This window comes from Ensifer adhaerens, from assembly GCF_000697965.2.
Lineage (GTDB): Bacteria > Pseudomonadota > Alphaproteobacteria > Rhizobiales > Rhizobiaceae > Ensifer > Ensifer adhaerens.
This window is the reverse complement of the sequence record NZ_CP015882.1, coordinates 1,139,618-1,160,974: the sequence shown is the minus strand read 5'-3', so window position 1 is coordinate 1,160,974 and position 21,357 is coordinate 1,139,618. Positions and strand designations below refer to the sequence as shown.

General features: G+C 62.5%; 20 protein-coding genes. 11 read left to right on the top strand and 9 right to left on the bottom strand.

Features of this window, described 5'->3' with window-relative positions:
- The first annotated feature begins 12 nt into the window (after nt 1-12).
- Genes nosZ through FA04_RS32840 form a run of 6 tightly spaced genes read left to right on the top strand, consistent with a single transcriptional unit; the run spans nt 13 to nt 6,450 of the window.
- Nucleotides 13-1,941 carry a TAT-dependent nitrous-oxide reductase gene (nosZ, locus tag FA04_RS32865; protein WP_034799009.1) on the top strand — a complete coding sequence of 643 codons (1,929 nt, stop codon included), beginning with the start codon at nt 13-15 and terminating at the stop codon, nt 1,939-1,941.
- A 3-nt stretch (nt 1,942-1,944) separates the two neighbouring features.
- Nucleotides 1,945-3,273: a nitrous oxide reductase family maturation protein NosD gene (locus FA04_RS32860; protein ID WP_034799007.1), complete on the top strand. Its 1,329-nt coding sequence runs from the start codon at nt 1,945-1,947 to the stop codon at nt 3,271-3,273.
- The gene (locus FA04_RS32855) at nt 3,239-4,138 is read left to right on the top strand and encodes an ABC transporter ATP-binding protein (protein ID WP_029742713.1); all 900 of its coding nucleotides are present in this window, start codon (nt 3,239-3,241) and stop codon (nt 4,136-4,138) included. Before FA04_RS32860 ends, FA04_RS32855 begins: the two co-directional genes overlap by 35 nt.
- Nucleotides 4,135-4,956: an ABC transporter permease gene (locus FA04_RS32850; protein ID WP_034799004.1), complete on the top strand. Its 822-nt coding sequence runs from the start codon at nt 4,135-4,137 to the stop codon at nt 4,954-4,956. Before FA04_RS32855 ends, FA04_RS32850 begins: the two co-directional genes overlap by 4 nt.
- Nucleotides 4,953-5,534, top strand: coding sequence for a nitrous oxide reductase accessory protein NosL (locus FA04_RS32845; RefSeq protein WP_034799000.1), 582 nt, complete (start codon nt 4,953-4,955; stop codon nt 5,532-5,534). Before FA04_RS32850 ends, FA04_RS32845 begins: the two co-directional genes overlap by 4 nt.
- A 4-nt stretch (nt 5,535-5,538) precedes the next feature.
- Complete coding sequence (locus FA04_RS32840) at nt 5,539-6,450, top strand: FAD:protein FMN transferase (RefSeq protein WP_082936629.1); 912 nt, start codon at nt 5,539-5,541, stop codon at nt 6,448-6,450.
- Between the two features lie 153 nt (nt 6,451-6,603).
- Here the strand turns inward: FA04_RS32840 and FA04_RS32835 are convergent, their stop codons facing one another.
- The 9 genes from FA04_RS32835 to FA04_RS32795 form a co-directional block, all read right to left on the bottom strand.
- Nucleotides 6,604-6,870 (bottom strand): helix-turn-helix domain-containing protein, encoded by a 267-nt coding sequence (locus FA04_RS32835; RefSeq protein ID WP_226020894.1) that lies wholly within the window; start codon nt 6,868-6,870, stop codon nt 6,604-6,606.
- A 78-nt stretch (nt 6,871-6,948) separates the two neighbouring features.
- Nucleotides 6,949-7,824, bottom strand: a complete 876-nt coding sequence (locus FA04_RS32830) for a glycine betaine ABC transporter substrate-binding protein (RefSeq protein WP_034798999.1) — start codon at nt 7,822-7,824, stop codon at nt 6,949-6,951.
- Nucleotides 7,825-7,895: 71 nt separating this feature from the next.
- Complete coding sequence (locus tag FA04_RS32825) at nt 7,896-8,780, bottom strand: ABC transporter permease (RefSeq protein ID WP_029742707.1); 885 nt, start codon at nt 8,778-8,780, stop codon at nt 7,896-7,898.
- Between the two features lie 22 nt (nt 8,781-8,802).
- On the bottom strand, nt 8,803-10,035 hold the full coding sequence (proV, locus tag FA04_RS32820; RefSeq protein ID WP_051659471.1) for a glycine betaine/L-proline ABC transporter ATP-binding protein ProV: 1,233 nt from the start codon (nt 10,033-10,035) through the stop codon (nt 8,803-8,805).
- Nucleotides 10,036-10,356: 321 nt separating this feature from the next.
- Nucleotides 10,357-10,800 carry a PRC-barrel domain-containing protein gene (locus FA04_RS32815; RefSeq protein ID WP_210339140.1) on the bottom strand — a complete coding sequence of 148 codons (444 nt, stop codon included), beginning with the start codon at nt 10,798-10,800 and terminating at the stop codon, nt 10,357-10,359.
- 302 nt (nt 10,801-11,102) lie between these two features.
- The gene (locus tag FA04_RS32810; RefSeq protein WP_034798998.1) at nt 11,103-11,990 is read right to left on the bottom strand and encodes an aldose 1-epimerase; all 888 of its coding nucleotides are present in this window, start codon (nt 11,988-11,990) and stop codon (nt 11,103-11,105) included.
- A gap of 3 nt (nt 11,991-11,993) precedes the next feature.
- Nucleotides 11,994-12,944, bottom strand: coding sequence for an L-arabinose ABC transporter permease AraH (gene araH / locus FA04_RS32805; RefSeq protein WP_029742703.1), 951 nt, complete (start codon nt 12,942-12,944; stop codon nt 11,994-11,996).
- Entirely contained in the window at nt 12,941-14,455 is a 1,515-nt protein-coding gene (araG, locus tag FA04_RS32800) for an L-arabinose ABC transporter ATP-binding protein AraG (protein WP_034798997.1), read from the bottom strand. Before araG ends, araH begins: the two co-directional genes overlap by 4 nt.
- Before the next feature lie 174 nt (nt 14,456-14,629).
- Nucleotides 14,630-15,613: an arabinose ABC transporter substrate-binding protein gene (locus tag FA04_RS32795; protein WP_029742701.1), complete on the bottom strand. Its 984-nt coding sequence runs from the start codon at nt 15,611-15,613 to the stop codon at nt 14,630-14,632.
- A gap of 182 nt (nt 15,614-15,795) precedes the next feature.
- On the opposite strand from FA04_RS32795, the gene FA04_RS32790 reads away from it, so the two are divergent.
- From FA04_RS32790 to FA04_RS32770, 5 genes are all read left to right on the top strand, one after another.
- The gene (locus FA04_RS32790) at nt 15,796-16,563 is read left to right on the top strand and encodes a FadR/GntR family transcriptional regulator (protein WP_090301412.1); all 768 of its coding nucleotides are present in this window, start codon (nt 15,796-15,798) and stop codon (nt 16,561-16,563) included.
- A 56-nt stretch (nt 16,564-16,619) separates the two neighbouring features.
- Nucleotides 16,620-17,768: a galactonate dehydratase gene (dgoD, locus tag FA04_RS32785; protein WP_034798993.1), complete on the top strand. Its 1,149-nt coding sequence runs from the start codon at nt 16,620-16,622 to the stop codon at nt 17,766-17,768.
- A gap of 11 nt (nt 17,769-17,779) precedes the next feature.
- Nucleotides 17,780-18,556, top strand: a complete 777-nt coding sequence (locus FA04_RS32780; RefSeq protein ID WP_034798991.1) for an SDR family oxidoreductase — start codon at nt 17,780-17,782, stop codon at nt 18,554-18,556.
- Between the two features lie 165 nt (nt 18,557-18,721).
- Complete coding sequence (gene araD, locus FA04_RS32775) at nt 18,722-20,437, top strand: L-arabinonate dehydratase (RefSeq protein WP_034798987.1); 1,716 nt, start codon at nt 18,722-18,724, stop codon at nt 20,435-20,437.
- Between the two features lie 10 nt (nt 20,438-20,447).
- Nucleotides 20,448-21,350 (top strand): dihydrodipicolinate synthase family protein, encoded by a 903-nt coding sequence (locus FA04_RS32770; protein ID WP_051659479.1) that lies wholly within the window; start codon nt 20,448-20,450, stop codon nt 21,348-21,350.
- Nucleotides 21,351-21,357 lie beyond the last annotated feature (7 nt).

Below are 21,357 nucleotides of genomic sequence, written 5' to 3'. Positions count from 1 at the left end.
GGAACCAGATCTATGGAATCTAAGGAACACAAGGGACTAAGCCGGCGAGCACTTTTCAGCGCGACTGCAGGCAGCGCCATTCTGGCGGGCACTGTAGGGCCGGCCGCATTCAGCCTCGGCGCTGCAGGATTGGCGACACCGGCCCGTGCGGCCACGGGCGCCGACGGCTCGGTCGCACCGGGCAAGCTCGACGATTACTACGGCTTCTGGTCCTCCGGTCAGACCGGCGAGATGCGCATTCTCGGCATTCCCTCGATGCGCGAACTGATGCGCGTGCCGGTGTTCAACCGTTGCTCGGCCACCGGTTGGGGGCAGACCAATGAATCGATCCGGATCCATCAGCGCACGATGACGGAAAAGACGAAGAAGCAGCTTGCCGCCAACGGCAAGAAAATCCACGACAACGGCGACCTGCATCACGTCCATATGTCCTTCACCGACGGTAAATATGACGGTCGCTACCTGTTCATGAACGACAAGGCCAATACGCGCGTGGCGCGCGTGCGCTGCGACGTGATGAAGACCGACGCCATCCTGGAGATCCCCAACGCCAAGGGCATCCACGGCATGCGTCCGCAGAAATGGCCGCGTTCAAACTATGTGTTCTGCAACGGCGAGGACGAGGCCCCGCTCGTCAACGACGGCTCGACGATGACGGACGTGGCGACCTACGTGAACATCTTCACCGCCGTCGATGCCGACAAGTGGGAAGTGGCGTGGCAGGTGAAGGTCTCGGGCAACCTCGACAATTGCGATGCCGACTACGAGGGCAAGTGGGCGTTCTCCACCAGCTACAACTCCGAAATGGGCATGACGCTGGAGGAGATGACCAAGTCCGAGATGGACCATATCGTCGTCTTCAACATCGCCGAAATCGAGAAGGCCATTAAGGCCGGCCAATATGAGGAGATCAACGGCGTCAAGGTGGTGGACGGGCGCAAGGAGGCCAAGTCGCTCTTCACGCGCTACATCCCGATCGCCAACAACCCGCACGGCTGCAACATGGCGCCGGACAGGAAGCATCTGTGCGTTGCCGGCAAGCTTTCGCCAACCGTCACCGTGCTGGACGTGACGAAGTTCGATGCCCTGTTTTACGACAATGCCGAGCCGCGCAGCGCGGTGGTTGCGGAACCGGAACTGGGCCTCGGCCCGTTGCACACCGCCTTCGACGGGCGCGGCAACGCCTATACGTCGCTGTTCCTCGACAGCCAGGTGGTAAAGTGGAACATCGATGAGGCCATCCGCGCCTACGCCGGTGAGAAGATCAATCCGATCAAGGACAAGCTCGACGTTCAGTATCAACCCGGCCACTTGAAGACGGTGATGGGCGAAACGCTCGACGCCGCCAACGACTGGCTCGTTTGCCTGTGCAAATTCTCCAAGGACCGGTTCCTGAATGTCGGCCCGCTGAAGCCGGAAAACGATCAGTTGATCGACATTTCCGGTGACAAGATGGTGCTGGTCCATGACGGCCCGACCTTCGCCGAGCCGCATGACGCCATCGCCGTCTCCCCCTCGATCCTGCCGAACATCCGCTCGGTCTGGGATCGCAAGGATCCGCTGTGGGCCGAAACCCGCAAGCAGGCCGAGGCCGATGAGGTCGACATCGACGAATGGACCGAGGCCGTGATCCGCGACGGCAACAAGGTTCGCGTCTACATGACCTCGGTCGCACCCAGCTTCAGCCAGCCGAGCTTTACGGTGAAGGAGGGCGACGAAGTCACGGTCATCGTCACCAATCTCGATGAGATCGATGACCTTACCCATGGCTTCACCATGGGCAATCACGGCGTGGCGATGGAGGTCGGCCCGCAACAGACGAGCTCCGTTACCTTCGTTGCGGCCAATCCTGGCGTCTACTGGTACTATTGCCAATGGTTCTGCCATGCCCTGCACATGGAAATGCGCGGCCGCATGTTCGTGGAACCGAAGGGCGCCTGATCGATGCGGCTGTCCGTTCTCCTGATCGGCTTTCTTCTCGCCTCTCCGCTCTTAGCGGCGGAGCGCGCAGTCGTGCCGGGTGCGGGCAGTCTTGCCGCAGCCATCGCCGGGGCCCAACCCGGCGATGTGCTGGTGTTGACCGACGGGGCCTATGACGGCCCCGTCACCATCGACCGACCACTGACCATCACCGGTCCGCGTGGAGCGGTGGTGAATGGGCTTAAGCAGGGTAGCGTGGTGACGATTGCCGCGTCGGACGTCACCTTGACGGGGTTCACCGTCACCGGTTCGGGTCGCATCAACCAGGATCTCGACGCCGGGGTCAAAATCGTTCAAGGCGCCAATCGCGCCCGTGTCGAAAAGCTGCTCGTCACCGACAACATGCACGGCATCGACGTCCATGGCGGCCGCGACACGATTGTCTCCGGAAACGAGATCATCGGCACGCGCAGCGCCCGCATGAACGAGCGCGGTAACGGCATCTATGTCTGGAACAGCCCCGGTACGCTGCTTCAAGACAATATTATCCGCTACGGTCGCGACGGCATCTTTTCAAACGCCAGCGCCGACAGCATCTATCGCCGCAACATCATGCGCGACCTGCGCTTTGCCGTGCACTTCATGTACACCCGCAACACCGAGGTTTCCGACAACATCTCGATCGGAAACCATCTGGGCTTTGCGATCATGTTCTCCAACCGCGCGAAGATCCTGAACAATCTCAGCCTCGGCGACCGCGAGCATGGGCTGATGCTGAACTATGCCAACAATGCCGACGTGTCAGGCAATCTGGTGCGCGGGGGCACGAAGAAATGCCTGTTCATCTACAACGCCCACAAGAACCTGGTCTGGGGAAATCGCTTCGAGAGCTGCGGCATTGGCATACATTTCACCGCCGGTTCGGAAAAGAATGTGCTGACAGGCAACGCCTTCATCGCCAACCGCGAGCAGGTCAAATACGTCGGCACCCGCAATATGGAATGGAGCCATGAAGGCCGGGGCAATTTCTGGTCCGATCATCCGGCCTTCGACCTCAACGGCGACGGCGTTGCCGACAGTTTCTACCGCCCCAACGACCTGATGGACCAGATCCTCTGGTCGCAGCCCGCGGCAAGCCTGCTCACCGGCTCGCCGGCCGTGCAGATCGTTCGCTGGAGCCAGCGGGATTTTCCCGCCACGCTGCCTGGAGGCGTGCGCGACAGCGCGCCGCTGATGCGCCCCCTGACCATCCCTGTCCCGCTCGAAATCCTTGCCTATGAGGCCGAGGCCGCAGGGCGCTGGACTGAAGGAAATTACGATGACACCGACGTTGACAATCTCCAGGCTCACTAAGCGCTTCCAATCGGTGGAAGCGCTCAAGTCCGTTTCCCTTGCGCTGGAGCCGGGACGGCGCGCGGCACTGCTCGGCCATAACGGTGCCGGCAAGTCGACGATGATGAAGATCGTGCTTGGCCTCATCCCCTTCGACAGCGGCGAGGTTTCGGTTTGCGGCTCGGCGCCCGGTTCGCCCGCCGCGCGGACCCAGGTGGCGTATCTGCCGGAAAATGTCGCCTTTCACCCGGCTTTGACGGGAGAAGAACAGCTTCGCCACTATCTCGCACTGCGTGGCGAAAACCCGAAGCAGGCCACGGAGCTTCTTGCGAGGGTCGGACTTGGCCACGCGGCGCGGCGTCGGATCGGTACCTATTCCAAGGGCATGCGCCAGCGGGTGGGTCTGGCCCAGACGCTGATCGGCCGCCCCCGTCTCCTGGTGCTGGACGAACCGACCTCGGGCCTCGACCCGGTGTCGCGACGGGACTTCTATGACCTGCTCGACGGGTTGGCCGCAGAAGGAACCGCCATCCTGCTCTCCTCCCACGTATTGACCGAGGTGGAGGCCCGCACCGACAGCATCCTCATCCTTTCCGGTGGGGAACTGGTGGCAGAAGGTACGCTTGCCGATCTTCGCACCCGCGCGGCACTTCCGGTCGCCTTTTCCGTTCGCCCCGCACCGGGTCATGCGTCGGCGCTGGCAGCGACCTTTCCCGAGGGTGTGGAAGGGGAGGACGGTCTCTTGCGCCTTCGCGGTTCGCAGTCGGAAAAACTGCCGCTCCTTGCCCGCATTGCGGCGCTTGGGAGCGCCATTGCCGATCTCGATGTCATCCCGCCCAGCCTCGAGGACATCTACAGCCACTTCAGCCGGAGGGACGGGCAATGAACCGCATCCTTGCCACCGCCGTCAGCGAATTCCGTATCGCTTTGCGCAATCGTTGGGTCTCTATCGCCACCGGCATGATGGTGCTGTTCGCCCTGGTGCTGGCCGCCGCCGGCTCTGCCCCGACGGGCGATGTCGGCGTCGACCGGCTCTCCGTAACGGTCGCCTCGCTCACTTCGCTTGCGGTCTATCTGGTTCCGCTTTTGGCATTGCTGATGAGTTTCGATGCGGTGGCTGGCGAGGTGGAACGCGGCACGCTGCCACTGCTTCTCACCTATCCCGTCTCGCGCCTGCAGATTCTGCTCGGCAAACTTCTGGCGCATCTCGCAATCCTCGGTCTTGCCGTGACGCTTGGCTACGGCGCGGCGGCGCTCGCAGCCGTCTGGTTCGATCCTGGAGCAACCGCGGGGCTTGGCGCCCTATGGCGACTGATCTGGTCTTCGGTGCTGCTGGGTGCGACCTTTCTTGGCACCGGCTATGCGCTTTCGGCTTTGGCGCGACGGCCGTCGGGGGCGGCGGGCTTGGCCATCGCGCTCTGGCTGGTGGCGGTGGTGCTCTACGACCTCGCCCTGTTGGCGTTGATCGTGACGGATGGAGGCGGTGCCTTCACCACACACGCATTGCCCGTTGCGCTGCTTGCCAACCCTGCCGACGCCTTTCGCGTCTTTAACCTCTCGGCCGCACAGGCCGTTTCTGCCGCAGGCGGACTGGGTGGCGCCGCCGGCACGATCCCGCTCTGGCAATCGGCAGCCTCCCTTCTCGCCTGGCCACTCGCCGCCATAGCCCTTGCCGCCGCAGCCTTCCGAAAGGTGACCCCATGAGGACCCGACTTCGCTTCGTGCTCTTCGCGGCCGCTCTGGCGCTGCTTTCCGCCTGCAAGGAGGACGTAGCCCAAAGCATCGTGCCGCAGGACATGACGCCCGAGACCCTCGGTCATTACTGCCAGATGAACCTTCTGGAGCACCCCGGCCCGAAGGCCCAGATCTTTCTGGAAGGAAGCCCCGCGCCGCTCTTCTTCAGTCAGGTGCGCGATGCGATCGCCTATGCGCGTGGGCCGGAGCAGATTGCGCCGATCCTCGTCATCTATGTCAATGACATGGGGGCTGCGGGGGCAACGTGGGACCAGCCCGGTGACGGCAACTGGATCGCCGCCGACAAGGCGTTCTACGTGGTCGGCTCTGCCCGGCGAGGCGGCATGGGTGCGCCCGAAGCCGTGCCGTTTTCAAGCCGCGACGAGGCTGCGGCCTTCGTTCTTGCCGAGGGCGGCCAGGTGCTTGCGCTCGCCGATATTACCGATGCCATGGTTTTGACGCCGGTGGAGACCGGCTCGGAACCGCGAGCGGACGACGAAGACTATCTCGGCCGTCTGCGCGCATTGCCCCATCCAGCCGGAGGTTGACCCCATGCTGCTGACCCGACGCCGCTTGATTGCAATTTCTGCAGTTCTCGCAACGGCGCCCGCCATCGCCCACGCCAACGCGGCAACCCGCTTCTGGACAGGTCAGGCTCTTGGCGCGCGTGCCTCGATCCGGATTGCGCACCCCGAGGCCGGGACGATCGTCTCCAGGGTCATGGCGGAGATCGACCGTCTGGAAAACATCCTTAGCCTCTACCGTGCCAACAGCGCGCTTTGCCGGTTGAACCGCGACGGTCATCTTCAAGACCCGCCATTCGAGCTTTTGGAATGTCTGTCACTGGCCAACGCAGTCCACCTGGCAAGCGGCGGGCGCTTCGATCCGACGGTACAGCCGCTCTGGACGCTCTGGGCTCAATCGGCTGCAAACGGCACGCGACCCGGCCCGGCGGACGTTGATCGCGTGCGTGGCAACGTCGGCTGGGGCAAGGTCAAGCTCGATGCAGCAGCGATCACGTTGCATCCGGGCATGGCGCTGACGTTGAACGGCATCGGCCAGGGGTATGTCGCCGACCGCGTAGCAGCAATGCTTGAAGGTGAGGGACTGACGGACATTCTGATCGATACCGGCGAGTTCCGTGCGCTCGGGGGACGACCGGGCGGCGGCGGATGGCCCGTCCGACTGGAATCAGGCGAGCGCCTGCCGCTGCGCCAGCGAGCGGTCGCCACCTCCGCCCCTCTCGGCACGACCTTCGATCAAGCAGCCAGAGACGGACATATTCTCGACCCCCTGACCGGAATGCCCGCGCCCGCAAACTGGCGCTCTGTCTCGGTGTCGGCACCATCCGCTGCCATCGCCGACGCGCTGGCGACGGCCGCATGCCTGATGCCGGATGCAGGATCGATCGTTGCGATGAACGCGCGTTTTGACGGCGTCCGCCTGGAAGCCGCCTCCGTTTAAGGTGGGCGACCAAGGGTCATCGGGGGCTTGAGAAGGGTCGGATCCGTCTCGACCCCGATCGGCGAAAGGTAGGCGGCTGCGACCGCAGCGACGATCGCCTGTGACGGTGTTGGTGTTCTTCCTAAGCGCGCCGAACGGGGCAGTGCTTGCGGACTACCTCGCCTCCACTGGTCCTGTTCCGCGCCCATCGAGAAGCCAGGCGATGTTGACCTGCAGGATGCCGGCCATCATGTCGAGGCGGTTGGCCCTCGGTTCTGCGCGGTCATTTTCCCAGCTGATCCAGGTCTCTTCGGTAACACCCGCGATTGCGGATATCTCTTCGATCGAAAGCTTGATGGCATCGCGGGCAAGCGAAATGCGGCCACCGATCGTGTCGTCGGTGGCGTCGGCCGTGGCGCGGGGTGCAAGCATGTCGTTCATGATGTCGATGATCCTTCTGTCGGGAGGTACGCCCGCAACGAGATCGCGGGCGTCGGTTGTGGACGCGAGTGGCAGAGCTTAGCCACCGTCCTTGGCGAGCCAGGCTTTGATCTGGTCGGGATGATCCGCGATGTACTGGTCGACAGCCTTTTCGTAGGAGGTCTGCTGGGCGTTAAACATCGCGGCTTCAAGATCGGCGATCGGCAGCTTCATGCGCGACAGCAGGCCTGAGACTTCCGGATTGTCCTTTTCGATGTCCTTGCGTGCCAGCACGTCCACACGTTCGGCCCTGCCGAGCGCGTTCTTCGGATCCGCTATATAGCGAAGCTCGTACTTGCCGAACATCCAATGCGGGCTCCAGGCCGTGGCGACAAACCAATCCTTCTTGCGCATTGCCCGGTCAATGGTCGTCAGCATGCCGGCCTCACTGGAGATCTGCAGCTTGTATCCGTCGAGCGCGTAGTTCTTGACTGTCTGCTCGGACAGACGCGTAAGGCCCGCGCCGGGATCGATGCCCTCGATCCTGCCCTTGAGCTTCTCCTTCACATCGTGCTTCTTGAGGTCGTCGATCGAGGCGATGGCGTCTTCGGGAATGTATTTCGGAACCACCCAGCCGAGCCTGGCGCCGTCGTAAACGGTCCCGAGGGTCGTTACCTTGCCCTTCACCTTGGCGAAGTAGTCGGCGTGGGTTTCCGGCAGCCAAGCCATCATCATGGCATCGAGGTCGCCGCGGCTGACACCCTGGTAAAGCGGAGCGATGTCCGTTTGGACCAGTTCGACCTCCTGGCCGAGCTCGTCCTTGATCAGTTTTGCGGCGAGCTTGGTGACGAACTCGGCGTCCGACCAGGCGGCCCAGCCGATCCTGACGGGTGGCTTTTCCTCTGCGGCAGCCGCGCCAAACGTACCGGCGGCAATGCTGGCCGCAAGGCTGATGGTCGCAAGGGTCTTGAACATGGATGTTCCTTTCTTGAACGTTTGCAAGCGGCAGCACGAACGCTGCCAGATGGATGGGAAAGTCCGCAGCGTCAGGCAGTGACGGGGGAGGTCCGGGGTTGTTCCTGTCGCCGGCGGAACAGGACGCGCCACGGGCTGGCGCGCTCCTTGCCGAAGCTCTGGGTGATCCGGTCGAGAATGACGGCGAGAATGACGACGGCGAGACCGCCTTCGAAACCGGTTCCGACGTCGAGACGCTGGATGCCGGTCAGGACCGTGTTGCCGATGCCGCCCGCACCGATCATCGAGGCGATCACCACCATGGAGAGAGAAAGCATGATCGTCTGGTTGATGCCGGCCATGATCGAAGGCATGGCGTTCGGCAGTTGCACCTTCACGAGCAGCTGCCAGGCGGTGCAGCCGAAGGCGTTGCCGGCCTCGATGAACTCCACATGCACCTGACGGATGCCGAGATTGGTGAGCCGCACGACCGGCGGCATCGAGAAGATCACCGTAGCGATCGTCCCGGGCACGGCGCCAAGGCCGAAGAACATCGCCGCCGGGATGAGGTAGACGAAGGCCGGCATGGTTTGCATGAGGTCCAGCATGGGCCGCACGGATGCCGCGACGCGATCGCTGCGCGCCATGGCGATGCCAAGCGGCAGGCCGATGAGCATGGCAACGAGCGTCGATGCGATGACGAGCGACAGGGTTTCCATCATCGCCGACCAAAGGCCCATGTGTTCGACCAGCATCAGTGAAAGGGCGGTAAAGACCGCAAAGCCGAAGCCGACGCGCCATAGCGACAAAAGCACGAAGATCGCGAGCCCGAGGGCCAAGGGGGCGGCGAGAAGTGCCGCCTGGATGCTGTTGGTCACGGTGCCGATGGCGGCAGCGATCAGATCGAGCAGCGGTGCGAAATTGTCGAGGATGTAGTTGACGGCGCTGTCGACGCCGTCACCGATATCGAAAGTCATGGATTGTCTCCGAAGGGCTGGATCAGACGGTGCGATCGAGCGTTTCGAGTAGCGCGGATTTGCTGATCGAGCCGAGGTAGCGGTTGGCTTCGTCGATGACAGGCATTGGGAACGCGCTTGCAGCCACCTTCCCAAGCACATTGGACAAGCTTTCCGACGCCGGGATCGGCTCGATATCCGGCAGGAAGGCGCGCCGATAGGGATCGGCGGCGCCGTCGCGGGCGGTTGCGATCAACGAAGACCGGCTGATCATGCCGTGATAGGTCTTGTCGCGGCCGAGAATGATGGCGACCTCGCGATCGTAATGTTCCATGCGCTCGAGTGCAGCTGCGGCCGAAACACCCTGTCGCTCGATGATCGTCACCTGCGTCTTGCGGGCGACGTCGCCGGCGCGGAAGACCTGAGAGACATCGACATTGCGGAAGAACGACCGCACATAGTCGTTGGCGGGCTTCAATACGATTTCGTCCGGGGTGTCCACCTGCACGACCTCACCATTTTGCATGATGCAGATGCGGTCGCCGATCCGCATGGCTTCGTCGAGATCATGGCTGACAAACACGATGGTCCGACTGTGTTCGGCCTGAAGGCGGACAAGTTCGTCCTGCATCTCGGTGCGGATCAGCGGGTCAAGGGCAGAGAAGGCTTCGTCCATGAGGAGCACGGAGGGCTCGGCGGCGAGCGCTCGCGCAAGGCCGACGCGCTGCTTCATGCCGCCGGAGAGCTGGTCGGGACGGCTGTCGTCGTATCCTTCCAGCCCGACAGCGTGCAGAGCCGTCCGGGCGCGGGCCTTGCGCTCGGCCTCGCCGACGCCAGCGACCTCGAGGCCGAAAGCCGCGTTGTCGATAACGCTGCGGTTCGGCAGCAGCGCGAAGGACTGAAAGACCATGCTTATGTCGCGGCGGCGCAAGGCGATCAGTTCGCTGCGCGGCAAGCGTGCTACGTCTTTGCCATCGATCTCGATGGAACCGGAGGTCGGTTCGATCAGGCGGTTGAGGAGGCGCAGCATCGTCGACTTGCCGGAACCCGAAAGCCCCATGATCACGAAGATCTCGCCGGCCCGAATGTCGAAGGTCGCGTTGTTGACGCCGATGGTGCAACCCGTCTCGGCGTGGATCTGCGCCTTCGTGCTGCCGGCTTTAAGAAGGCTCAGCGCCTCGTCCGGCCGCTCGCCAAAAACCTTGAAAACGTTCTTGATACTGATCTTGACCGGTTGCTCGTCGGCCGAGCGGTCGCTCTCAGTTTGAAATGCCATATGTTCTGGGCCCGGCTCCGGAAGCGGGGCACTCTCCTTTGTGTTTGAAAGGCTGATGAAACGATCAGCGAAACGGAGAAGCGCACGACCAGAAAGGCCTGCGCAAATACGACATCATGTCGCAATCCGATTGTCTTTTGGCACGCTCGTGCAGAAATGTCCACATTGTGAGAATAGAAAACTAAGTCCTGGCGGTATTTGTCGCAGAAAATGGAATGCTTTCGCGCAATCTGAATGCGGTTATTCGGTGGCGGATGTGCAGGCGCCCGAAGACGAAAACGCGTTCGCCGTAGAAGCGAACGCGCGCGGCAGGGCCGGTCACTATTTCTTCAGCTTGCCGTAATCGAATTTTGGTGCCTTGGAGAGGTCATCCTTGTTGGTGTCGACATAGGCCTTCCAAGTGCCGTTGTCGTTGGCAAGTGCAATTGACGCCGGGTCGATGACGACATAGCTCTCGCCCACGCCGAGGAAACCGCCGACGCTTGCGACAATGCCGATGACGGACTTGCCGTCGCCGATGACGACGTCGGAAATCTCGCCGATCGTCTCGTTCTGCTTGTTGTAGATATCGACGCCGATGAGCTGTGAATTGACGATATCGGTGTCTTTGATTTCCACATATTTCAGCGGCATCGTTGCGGCGGTACCCATCGTGATGCCGGGGCCGACCAGCATCGCATCTGCGCCGTTTGCTGCGGGTTCTTGCGCGAAGGCGGCGCTGGAAACGAGGGCAAGGGAAAGCGCGGCGGCGGTCACATAATTCATGCATATCTCCTGTTCAGTCTCGCCACCGACCGGGGCGGTCGTGGCGGCTTCTAAACGGAGCCTGCTCAAAAAAGTTCCACGGAATCATTGGTATAAGCAATCTTGCGAAGCCTTTGATCCTTTCGCCTTCGTCCCCAATGCCCTGCACAATCCACAGCTATCCCGCCTGTGGCGCGCTGGCACCGGCTGTTCGCACAGGCGCGGGGAGCCCGCGGTAGCAACCAATAATTTTCACTTGAAGCAATTTCACCCAGGGTTACTTGTAAACGATTGCTGGATGCGAAACCGCTCTTTGCGAACTGTTACCCGCTCGCCAGTTCCTCGACGCTGAGCGCGATCGCTCCGGTCACAGTCTGGAGAGGCTGCAGGCGGACGAGGCCGCCGTCGCGTTGATCGCGGTGCGCGTTCGGCCGATGGCTCATCGGCTCGAAGCAAAAGAAGCTGCTTGTCGCCGACGGCGAGTAGAGAACGAAGAACCGAAAATGCCCATCGGCCTCGAGCGAAGCGGCAAGCCCCGTTTCCGGCCATTCGATGCGGGCTCGTCCATCCCAGCCGTCGAAGGCATTGTTCAGCCAGTTCGGGGGCAAGGGGGAACCGGATGCAAAGTTCATGTTCTGAGGGATGGGGCCGGGGCGGTCTGGCAGATGACCTTCCCGTTCGCTCCAATATCGGTCGGCACGGGCGATGAGGCGCGTTTCAGGCGTGCGCGGAAAGAATGGATGGAAGCCCAGTCCGTATGGCAGGGCCTGGTCGGCGCGGTTGGTGATGGAGAGCGAGAGGATCAGGCGCGGTCCGTCGATGGCGATCGTCTCTATCGCTTCATAGGCAAAGGGTGTGGCAACGCTTGCCTCCTGGTCCAAGCGAAGGGTGAGCGATTGCCGATCGCGCTGCAGGATCGACCAGCGTCCAAGCCAGCCGTCTCCGTGCAAAACGAGCGGATCGGTGGTTTTTCTTTCCAGCCTGTAGTCGCGACCGTCAAATTGGAAGCCGTTGGCCTCAATGCGGTTGCCAAAGGGCACCAGCGGAAAGCAGGCCTCGGCGCCGAACACTTGCGAGGCAAGCCCCGGTGCCGACGTCGGCGCCAGCAAAGGAATACCGCGCCAGCGGGCCGACAGGATCGCGCCGCCAAGCGGGCTCACCTCGACGGTGAGCCCTTCTTCGTTTTCGAGGAGGACGATGTCTTCCGTCATGCCCTAACTGCGACGACCGGCGGCGGCCGAGCGCAGATTGTCGAGCAGCACCGCGAGCAGAAGGATCAGGCCGCGCACGACATACTGGTAGAAGGCCTGGATGTTGAGCAGGTTCATGACGTTTTCGGCAATGCCCATGATGAGAACACCGACGATCACGCCGGTCATCGCCGCCCGGCCGCCGGCAAGCGAGACGCCGCCGAGCACACAGGCAGAAATGACCGAGAGTTCGAGACCGGTTGCCGCATTCGGCTGGCCTGACGTGATGCGCGAGGCGAGCAGCACGCCGGCAACAGCGCAGACGAGGCCCTGCAGTGCGAAGATCCATATGCGCATGTTGGAGACATTGACGCCGGCGAGGCGTGAGGCTTCCGGGTTGCCGCCGATCGCGAGCGTGTTCTTGCCGAAGACAGTGCGGTTCAGCACGAAACCGAAGACGAGGAAGAAGCAACCCATCACCCAGATTGGCGTCGGGATGCCCAGGAACTTCGACAGTGCCAACTGATAGAAGCTCGGGTCGTTGATGCCGACGGCGCGACCGTCAGACGCAATCAGCGCGAAACCGCGCACGATCTGCATGGTGGCAAGCGTCGTGATCAGCGCGTTGATGCGGAAATGCGCAATCACCACGCCGTTGACGAGGCCGACGAAGCCGCCGCACAGGAGTGCCGCAATCAGGCCGACGAGGATCGAACCCGAGGCGTTCGATGCCATCACGGCGGCCATGCCCGAGAAGGCGACGGTCGAGCCGACCGAGAGGTCGAAGTCACGCGAGGCCAGGCAGAACATCATCGTGCAGGCGACGATGCCGATGGTGACGACCGACTGCAGCAGGCCGAGCATGTTGCGCTCAGTCAGAAAGTTCGGAACCGTCAGCGCCACGATGGCGAAGGCGACGGCGAAGATGACGACCAGACCCTGTTCGCCGAGAAGAAGTTTTTTCAAGGAAGTCATGACGGCTGAACCTGCTCGGTTGGAACATCGGGAAGGGCGGCGGCGAGGATGCGTCGTTCGTCGAAATCGGTGCGCGCGAAATCGGCGGCGATCCGGCCCTGGCACATGACGAGGATTCGGTCGGTAATGCCCATCACCTCGGGCAATTCGCTGGAGATGACGACGATCGCCATGCCCTGACCAGCGAGTTCGTAGAGGATTTCGTAGATCTCCGACTTGGCGCCGACATCGATGCCGCGCGTCGGCTCATCGATGATCAGCACCTTCACGCCCTGTTCGGAGAGCCAGCGGCCAAGGATGACCTTCTGCTGGTTGCCGCCGGAGAGATTGATGATGTCCTGCTTGCGGGACGGCGTGCGCACCCGAAGTTTGGCGATGAAGCGGTCCGCCAGTTCCGCTTCCTTCTTGCGGTTCAGGATGCCGAAGGGCGAAAAGTGCCGGCGCGACGAAATCGCCATGTTTTCTTCGATGCTGCGCCCCTGAACGATGCCGTCGAACTTACGGTCCTCTGGGCACAGGACCATGCCGGCGCGGATCGATTGTGGCGGGTTGTCGGCCCGCACGATCGCGCCGTCGATCGTCACGGTTCCCTGGTGGCGTCTGTCTGCGCCATAGACCAGCCGGGTCATCTCGCTGCGGCCAGCGCCGATCAGGCCGAAAAAGCCAAGGATCTCGCCGCGCCGGACCGAGAAGCTCAAGGGTGTCTTCAGCTTCGGACCGCAGATCGCGTCGACGCGCAGACGTTCCGCGCCGAGATCGCGGCCCCGCCAGCCCCAGATGTTGGAGATCTCGCGTCCGACCATCTCGGCGATGATCTGGTCGCGCGTGACCTTGGAAATGTCAGGATGATGGGCGGCAAGCTTGCCGTCGCGCAGCACAGTCAGGCTGTCGCAAAGCCGGAAGATCTCATCGAGCCGGTGGGAGACATAGAGGATCACGGTGCCATTCGAGCGCAGGCGTTCGATCAGGGCAAAGAGGATTTCGCTTTCGCGGGACGACAGCGACGAGGTCGGCTCGTCGAGCGCGATGACGCGCGCATCAAGCATGACGGCCTTGGCGATCTCGACCATCTGGCGCTCGCCGATCGAGAGCGAGGCGATCTTGGCGGACGGATCGACGTCAATGCCGATTTCCGCAAGCTTCTCGCCGACGACGCGAAGCAACTGGCGCCGATCGATTACCCCGCCCTTGCCGGGGAAGTGGCCGAGCCAGAGGTTTTCGGCGACCGTCAGTTCCGGAACGAGCTGCAGTTCCTGGTGGATGACGATAACACCGGCGCGAAACGCATCGCGCACGGAGCGATAGCCTTGTGCTTCGCCTTCAATACGGATCTCTCCGTTATCGGCAGACTGGTCGCCCGAGAGCAGGCGGATAAGCGTCGACTTGCCCGCGCCGTTCTCACCCATGAGGCCATGGACGGCGCCCTTGCGCACAGAAAACGAGACATCCGACAGCGCCTGGACGCCGGGATAGCCCTTGGAGATCGATTGGAATTCGAGGAAGTCTTGCATATGCGGCTCCGATACGGAACGCCAGGCAGCCGAGCCGCCGGGCCGATAGAGCGGGATGCGGAAAGTGTGCGCGGTTTTCCGCCCGCATCCCGCTCTAAACTACCAGAATCGATCACGTTGATTGTTTGGGTCGGTCCGACCCAAACAATCGTGATCTCGTGTCGCAAGCAGCGATTACTCGATGCCGAGATCCTTGCGTACGGCCTCGTAGTTGTCGCGCAGCGCAAGCTGGCCGGCGGTCAGGGTCAGCTTTTCCGGTTCCTTGCCGTTGGCGATCCACTCATACATGTTGAGTGCGGTCTCGTAGCCGTGGCGCTTCGGCGAGATGATGACGGTGCCGAAGAAGCCGGTCGCTGCAGGCTTCTTGAACTCGTTGATCGCCGAGTCCGCGCCGCCAATGCCGACGCCGATCATGCTGTCGGGAGCAATGCCGACCGTCTCGGTTGCGCGCACGGCGCCGAGTACCGCTTCGTCATTGAGGCCGATCGCAACCCACTTCTTGATGCCGGCGTTCTTATTGAGCACGATCGTCGAGGCGTTAAGTGCTGCCTCCGTATCGGTCTTGGCCTGCGGCGCGTCGAAGATGTTGGCTTCCGGGAAGCCGTTGGCCTTGAGAACTGAAAGTGCGCCCTCAACGCGGTCGACCGCCGTCGGGAGCTGGTCGTAGGAAACGCGGATCGCGCCGACGTCCTTCATGTCCCAGCCACGCTTCTTGATTTCGTCGACCAGGGCTTGACCAACAGCTTCGCCGATTTTCGTCGCCGAAATGCCCATGTGGGGCACGTCTTCGATCGGGCTGCCGTCGGCGTTGACCAAACGGTCGTCGACCGTCATCAACTTGAGGTCGTTGGCGGCCGCTTTCGCGACGATGCCGGGGCCGAGCTTGACGTCAGGGGTGCAGACGATGAAGCCCTGCGCGCCCTGGGCGCCGAGATTGTCGATTGCCGACTGAACCTTCTCGCCGTCTTCCGCACCGATCTTGACCAGCGTGAAGCCCTTTTCCTTAGCGGCGACGTCGGCGAACTTCCATTCGTCCTGGAACCACGGCTCTTCCGGCTGCTTGACGATGAAGCCGATTTTGACGTCGGCAGCGAACGCCGAGGTTGCCGCAAACACGGCGACGGTACCAGCCAGAATGGCTGCCTTGATAAAGCGCATGATGTCTCTCCCTGGTGAACTGCCTCCTGCAGCGAGCATTTGTGTATGATGAATCATCATATTCGTCAATTGCCTTTGTATGATGAATGAGATAGTGATGTATAACGATAATGTGCTTCGCTGCGTTGTCGCCTCCAAGCGTCTGCGCTATGGAGCGACAGGGAGACGGGAGCGGGAGGAAAATGGCGGTGGAAGAGCAGGACTACAGCAACGGCGCGCAGGAGCGCGGCCAGCGTCGCCCTCGCGTTCAAAAGAACGTGACGCGCGCCATCGCCTCGGACATCTGCGCCGACGTCTTTCCGGTCGGCTCCTTCCTGCCGCGCGAAAACGACCTTTGCGAACGTTATGGCGTCAGCCGGACCGTCATTCGCGAAACCTTGAAGGTGCTGGAATCGAAGGGCATGGTCCGCGGCCGTTCCCGGGTGGGCACGATCGTCTGCAACAAGGACGAGTGGAACATCCTAGATTCCCAGGTGCTCGAATGGATCGGCGAGCGCATCTTTGAATTCGATCTTTTGAACTGCGTTCTGGAGGCGCGCCGCGCGATCGAGCCGGCGGCCGCTGAGTTTGCGGCCGAACGCGCGACCGTCCAGGAAATTGCCGACCTCGAGCGCGCCTGGCAGGCGATGCGTGACGGCGAGCGCGATGTCGTCGGTTTCACCGATGCCGACGTCGCCTTTCATACCTGCCTGCTCAAGGCCAGCCATAACCAGGTCTTCCTGCAACTCGTCGGCATCATCCAGGCGGCGCTGAAGTTCTCGCTGTATGCCTCCAATGAAGTTGCCGAACGTCGTGACGAAGCAATCGATATCCATGGCGAACTGGTCGAGGCACTGCGTCTGCGCGACAAGGCGAGGGCGCGCGACTGTTCCACGCGCATGCTGGATCTTGCCGCCCGCGACCTCAAGCTTGCCGTAGAACGTCACCGGCCCGCCCCGTCGGCGCGCTGAAACCCCTTCCCGGCGGCCGACGTCGTCGCCTTGCTTGACCCAGCGGATATCGCACCATGAAGATCACCAAGCTCACCACCTACATCGTTCCGCCGCGCTGGCTGTTTCTGAAGATCGAGACCGACGAGGGCATCGTCGGCTGGGGTGAGCCGGTTGTCGAAGGCCGCGCCCTGACCGTGGAAGCCGCCGTCAACGAACTTGCGGACTATCTGATCGGCAAGGATCCGCTGCTGATTGAGGACCATTGGCAGGTGATGTATCGCGGCGGCTTCTACCGCGGCGGTGCGGTCCACATGTCGGCGATTGCTGGCATCGACCAGGCGCTCTGGGACATCAAGGGCAAGGCCTATGGCCAACCGGTGCATGCGCTGCTTGGCGGCCAGGTGCGGGACCGCATCAAGGTCTATTCCTGGATCGGCGGTGACCGTCCGTCCGATGTCGCCAAAAATGCCCGCGACGTCGTCGCTCGCGGCTTCAAGGCCATCAAGCTCAATGGCTGCGAGGAGATGCAGATCGTCGACACCTGGGAGAAGGTGGAAAAGGCGGTCGAAACCATTGCGACGATCCGCGAGGCGATCGGCCCGCATATCGGCATCGGCGTCGATTTCCACGGTCGCGTGCACCGGCCGATGGCGAAGGTCCTGGCGAAGGAACTTCAGCCCTTCAACCTGCTGTTTATCGAAGAACCGGTGCTTTCGGAAAACCGCGAGGCGCTGAAGGAAATTGCCAACCATTGCTCGACGCCGATCGCGCTCGGTGAGCGGCTCTATTCGCGTTGGGACTTCAAGTCGGTGCTGGCCGACGGCTATGTCGATATCCTGCAGCCGGACCTGTCGCATGCCGGCGGCATCACCGAATGCCGCAAGATTGCTGCGATGGCGGAGGCCTACGACGTGGCGCTGGCACCGCATTGCCCGCTGGGACCGATCGCGCTTGCCGCCTGCCTTCAGGTCGATGCCGTCAGCTACAACGCCTTCATCCAGGAACAGAGCCTCGGCATCCACTACAACGAGGCCAACGACATTCTCGACTACATCTCCAACAAGGAGGTGTTCCACTACGCGGACGGCTTCGTGTCTATCCCGCAAGGCCCTGGCCTCGGCATCGAGGTGGATGAGCAATATGTCATCGAGCGCGCAAAGGAAGGCCATCGCTGGCGCAACCCGATCTGGCGCCACGCCGATGGCAGCGTAGCCGAGTGGTAGGGAGCGCGGATATGGCGGGTCGTCTTGAGGGAAAACGCGTCGTTGTCACCGGCGCAGCGCAAGGCATCGGCCTTGCGATCGCTGAAGCCTTCCTTGGCGAGGGGGCGGGCCTCTTCCTCATCGACCGTGATGGCGACCTCTTGGCGAGCGAAGCCGAGCGCCTGCGTATGTCGGGCGGGAAGGTCGGCTACGCCACGGCCGATATCACCGATGCCGATGCCATCGAGCAGGTCGTCGTTACCGCCGCCCGTGAGATCGGTCAGCCGAATGCGCTCGTCAACAATGCCGGCGTCAACGTCTTCTTCGAGCCGTTGAAACTCTCGGATGCCGATTGGCAGCGCTGCTTCGACATCAATCTCAAGGGTGCGTGGAATTGCAGCAAGGCTGTGCTGCCGGGCATGATCGAGGCGGGCGGCGGCGTCATCCTCAATATTGCCTCGACCCACGCCTTCACCATCATCCCGCACACCTTCCCCTATCCGGTCGCCAAACATGCGCTTCTCGGCATGACCAAGGCGCTGGGGCTCGAATATGCCGGGCAGGGCGTGCGCGTGAATGCGCTGGCGCCGGGTTATGTCCGCACGCAGAAGGCCGTGGAATACTGGAACAGTTTCCCCGATCCGGTCGCCGCCGAGGCCGATACCATGAAGCTCCATCCCGGCGGCCGCATCGCAACACCGGAGGAAATCGCCAAGGCTGCACTCTTCATGATCTCGGACGAATGCCCGTTCATGAACGCCACCTGCCTGACGGTCGATGGCGGTATGAGCGTGCTGCACCATCCCTGAAGGGCCACTTCGACAGCTTCCCTCCACTTTTTTCGACCTCCGGCCTCACCAGCCGGAGGTTTTTCTTTGCCTTCCCGTCACGCCGGTCATCGCTTGATTTGTAATAACTCCGATTATATGAGAAATGCAATGAGCGCGAGCGCTTGAGGTAATCGGGGAGGACACATGTCCAGGAAATTAAGATCGCAGCATTGGTTTGGCGGACTGGACAAGGACGCCTTCATTCATCGCAGCTGGATGAAGAACAACGGGTTGCCCGACGACGTCTTCGACGGGCGGCCGGTGATCGGCATCTGCAACACTTTCTCGGAGCTGACGCCCTGCAATGCGCATTTCCGCGGGCTGGTCGAACACATCAAGGCAGGCGTGCTCGAGGCCGGTGGCCTGCCGCTGGAGTTCCCGGTGTTTTCCTGCGGCGAGTCCAATCTGCGGCCGACCGCCATGCTTTTCCGCAACCTTGCCTCGATGGACGTAGAGGAGGCGATCCGCGGCAACCCTATCGACGGCGTCGTGCTCATGGCGGGCTGCGACAAGACCACGCCGTCGTTGGTGATGGGGGCCGCCTCCTGCGATCTTCCTTCGATTGTCATCTCCGGCGGGCCGATGTTGAACGGCCGCTTCAAGGGTCGCACGATCGGCTCAGGCACCGATGTCTGGAAGTTTTCCGAAGACGTGCGTGCCGGTGTCATGTCTCAACAGGATTTCATGGCGGCCGAAAGCGCCATGTCGCGCTCGCCAGGCCATTGCATGACGATGGGCACCGCCTCGACCATGGCGTCCATGGTTGAAGCGCTCGGGCTTGCGCTGCCCGGCAATGCCGCCTGTCCGGCGGTTGATGCGGGCCGCGCCCGGCTGGCGCGGCTAACCGGGCGGCGGATCGTCGAAATGGTTGCCGAAGACCTGCGCCTGTCGAAGATCCTGACCCGTGACGCCTTCGCCAATGCCATCCGCGTCAACGGTGCGATCGGCGGCTCCACCAACGCCGTTGTGCATCTCCTGGCAATCGCCGGGCGGATTGGCACGAAGCTCTCTCTCGACGACTGGGACCGGCTCGGCCGCGATATTCCGACCATCCTCAACCTCATGCCTTCGGGGCGCTATCTGATGGAGGATTTCCACTATGCCGGCGGGCTGCCCGCCGTCATGAACGAGATTGCTGCGCTTCTGGAACTCAGCGCCCTGACGGTGACCGGCCAAAGCGTCGGCGCCAACATCGAATCTGTCGAGAACTACAACGACGACGTCATCCTGCCGCTCGATCGGGCCCTGACGTCGAGTGGCGGCATCGCCGTGTTGCGCGGCAACCTTGCGCCTGACGGCGCGATCATCAAGCCTTCCGCGGCGACCCCGGCGCTGATGCAACACCGCGGCCGCGCTGTCGTGTTCGAAACCATCGACCACTACAAGGCGCGGATCGATGACCCGGATCTTAACATCGACGAGACCTCGATCATGGTGCTGAAGAACTGCGGCCCGAAGGGCTATCCGGGCATGGCTGAGGTCGGCAACATGGCTCTCCCGCAGAAGCTCCTGAAAAAGGGCGTGCGCGACATGGTGAGGATCTCGGATGCCCGCATGTCGGGGACGGCCTTTGGCACCGTCGTCCTGCACACGGCACCCGAAGCTGCGGTTGGCGGCCCGCTGGCCCTGGTAAGGGATGGCGACTGGATTGAGCTCGACGTTGCCGGCCGCCGACTCCACCTCGACGTGAGCGACGAGGAACTGGCGCGCCGAAAAACCGCCTGGACCGCGCCACCCCCGGAAATGGTCGGTGGTTATCAGGGCCTCTATGTCGAGCGCGTGATGCAGGCCGACACCGGCGCGGATCTCGATTTTCTTGTCGGCAGCCGCGGCCACGCAGTTGCGCGCGAAAGCCATTGAGGAGGCGACGGTGGACGACTTCCGTATCGAAAGCCTTCATGGCATCCACGCCATCCTCTACGCGCTTTTCGACAAGGACGAAAAGCTCGATCGTGCCGCCATGCGCCGCCAGACGGAGATCTGCCTGGCAAGCGGCGTGCACGGCATGGCAGGGCTCGGCCTTGCGACCGAGGCCTCCAAGCTCGACGAGGTCGAGCGCATGGCAATCATGGAGTGGCTGGTCGAGGATACGGCCGGCCAGGTGCCGGTCGTCCTGACGATCTTTGGCGCGTCGGTCGAGGAACAGGTGCGCCAGGCGCGCCATGCGGCACGGGCCGGCGCCGACTGGCTGATCCTCCAGCCGCCGATGGTCGGCCAGTTCTCGGCCGCCGAGTACATCCGCTTCTTCGGCCGCGTCGCCGATCAGACCGAGCTGCCGCTTGCCATTCAGAACGCCCCGGCCCTGATGGGACGAGGGCTGACGGCCGCAGATATTCGCGAGCTGGTGCGCCAACACCCCAACATTCGGCTGGTCAAGGGCGAGGGGCCTGTCGTCGACATCGCCCATCTCATCGAGGTTACCGAGGGCCGGTTGCCGGTATTTAATGGTCGTGCGGGCCTCGAGCTGCTCGAGAACCTGCGCATCGGTTGCCACGGCCTGATCCTTGCGCCAGATTCGATCGACTATGCCGTGCGCGCCTACGAGTTCTTTTCAGACGGTTGGGACGAGCACGCGCAAGAGGCTTATCGGCAGATGCTGCCCGGCGTGGTCTTCACCATGCAGGGCATCGAGACGCTGCTTTGTTACGGGAAGCGCCTTTTCGGCGAACGGGCGGGCATAACCATCCACGACCGTGCGCCGGCCATGCGACCGACCGCGATTGGCATCGAGATGACCCGCCGCTACGCGGCCGCGATGGGTGGCTTTTCCTGATCGGGGC

What these genes read in the sequence shown, in the direction of transcription:
- FA04_RS32790 (WP_090301412.1), top strand. Translation starts at nt 15,796, where the DNA reads ATGGCGGTGGAAGAGCAGGACTACAGCAACGGCGCGCAGGAGCGCGGC.
- FA04_RS32780 (WP_034798991.1), top strand. Translation starts at nt 17,780, where the DNA reads ATGGCGGGTCGTCTTGAGGGAAAACGCGTCGTTGTCACCGGCGCAGCG.
- FA04_RS32810 (WP_034798998.1), bottom strand. Translation starts at nt 11,990, where the DNA reads ATGACGGAAGACATCGTCCTCCTCGAAAACGAAGAAGGGCTCACCGTC.
- FA04_RS32835 (WP_226020894.1), bottom strand. Translation starts at nt 6,870, where the DNA reads ATGAACGACATGCTTGCACCCCGCGCCACGGCCGACGCCACCGACGAC.
- FA04_RS32850 (WP_034799004.1), top strand. Translation starts at nt 4,135, where the DNA reads ATGAACCGCATCCTTGCCACCGCCGTCAGCGAATTCCGTATCGCTTTG.
- dgoD (WP_034798993.1), top strand. Translation starts at nt 16,620, where the DNA reads ATGAAGATCACCAAGCTCACCACCTACATCGTTCCGCCGCGCTGGCTG.
- FA04_RS32860 (WP_034799007.1), top strand. Translation starts at nt 1,945, where the DNA reads ATGCGGCTGTCCGTTCTCCTGATCGGCTTTCTTCTCGCCTCTCCGCTC.
- FA04_RS32830 (WP_034798999.1), bottom strand. Translation starts at nt 7,824, where the DNA reads ATGTTCAAGACCCTTGCGACCATCAGCCTTGCGGCCAGCATTGCCGCC.
- FA04_RS32815 (WP_210339140.1), bottom strand. Translation starts at nt 10,800, where the DNA reads ATGAATTATGTGACCGCCGCCGCGCTTTCCCTTGCCCTCGTTTCCAGC.
- araG (WP_034798997.1), bottom strand. Translation starts at nt 14,455, where the DNA reads ATGCAAGACTTCCTCGAATTCCAATCGATCTCCAAGGGCTATCCCGGC.
- araH (WP_029742703.1), bottom strand. Translation starts at nt 12,944, where the DNA reads ATGACTTCCTTGAAAAAACTTCTTCTCGGCGAACAGGGTCTGGTCGTC.
- FA04_RS32795 (WP_029742701.1), bottom strand. Translation starts at nt 15,613, where the DNA reads ATGCGCTTTATCAAGGCAGCCATTCTGGCTGGTACCGTCGCCGTGTTT.
- FA04_RS32845 (WP_034799000.1), top strand. Translation starts at nt 4,953, where the DNA reads ATGAGGACCCGACTTCGCTTCGTGCTCTTCGCGGCCGCTCTGGCGCTG.
- araD (WP_034798987.1), top strand. Translation starts at nt 18,722, where the DNA reads ATGTCCAGGAAATTAAGATCGCAGCATTGGTTTGGCGGACTGGACAAG.
- FA04_RS32825 (WP_029742707.1), bottom strand. Translation starts at nt 8,780, where the DNA reads ATGACTTTCGATATCGGTGACGGCGTCGACAGCGCCGTCAACTACATC.
- nosZ (WP_034799009.1), top strand. Translation starts at nt 13, where the DNA reads ATGGAATCTAAGGAACACAAGGGACTAAGCCGGCGAGCACTTTTCAGC.
- FA04_RS32855 (WP_029742713.1), top strand. Translation starts at nt 3,239, where the DNA reads ATGACACCGACGTTGACAATCTCCAGGCTCACTAAGCGCTTCCAATCG.
- FA04_RS32840 (WP_082936629.1), top strand. Translation starts at nt 5,539, where the DNA reads ATGCTGCTGACCCGACGCCGCTTGATTGCAATTTCTGCAGTTCTCGCA.
- proV (WP_051659471.1), bottom strand. Translation starts at nt 10,035, where the DNA reads ATGGCATTTCAAACTGAGAGCGACCGCTCGGCCGACGAGCAACCGGTC.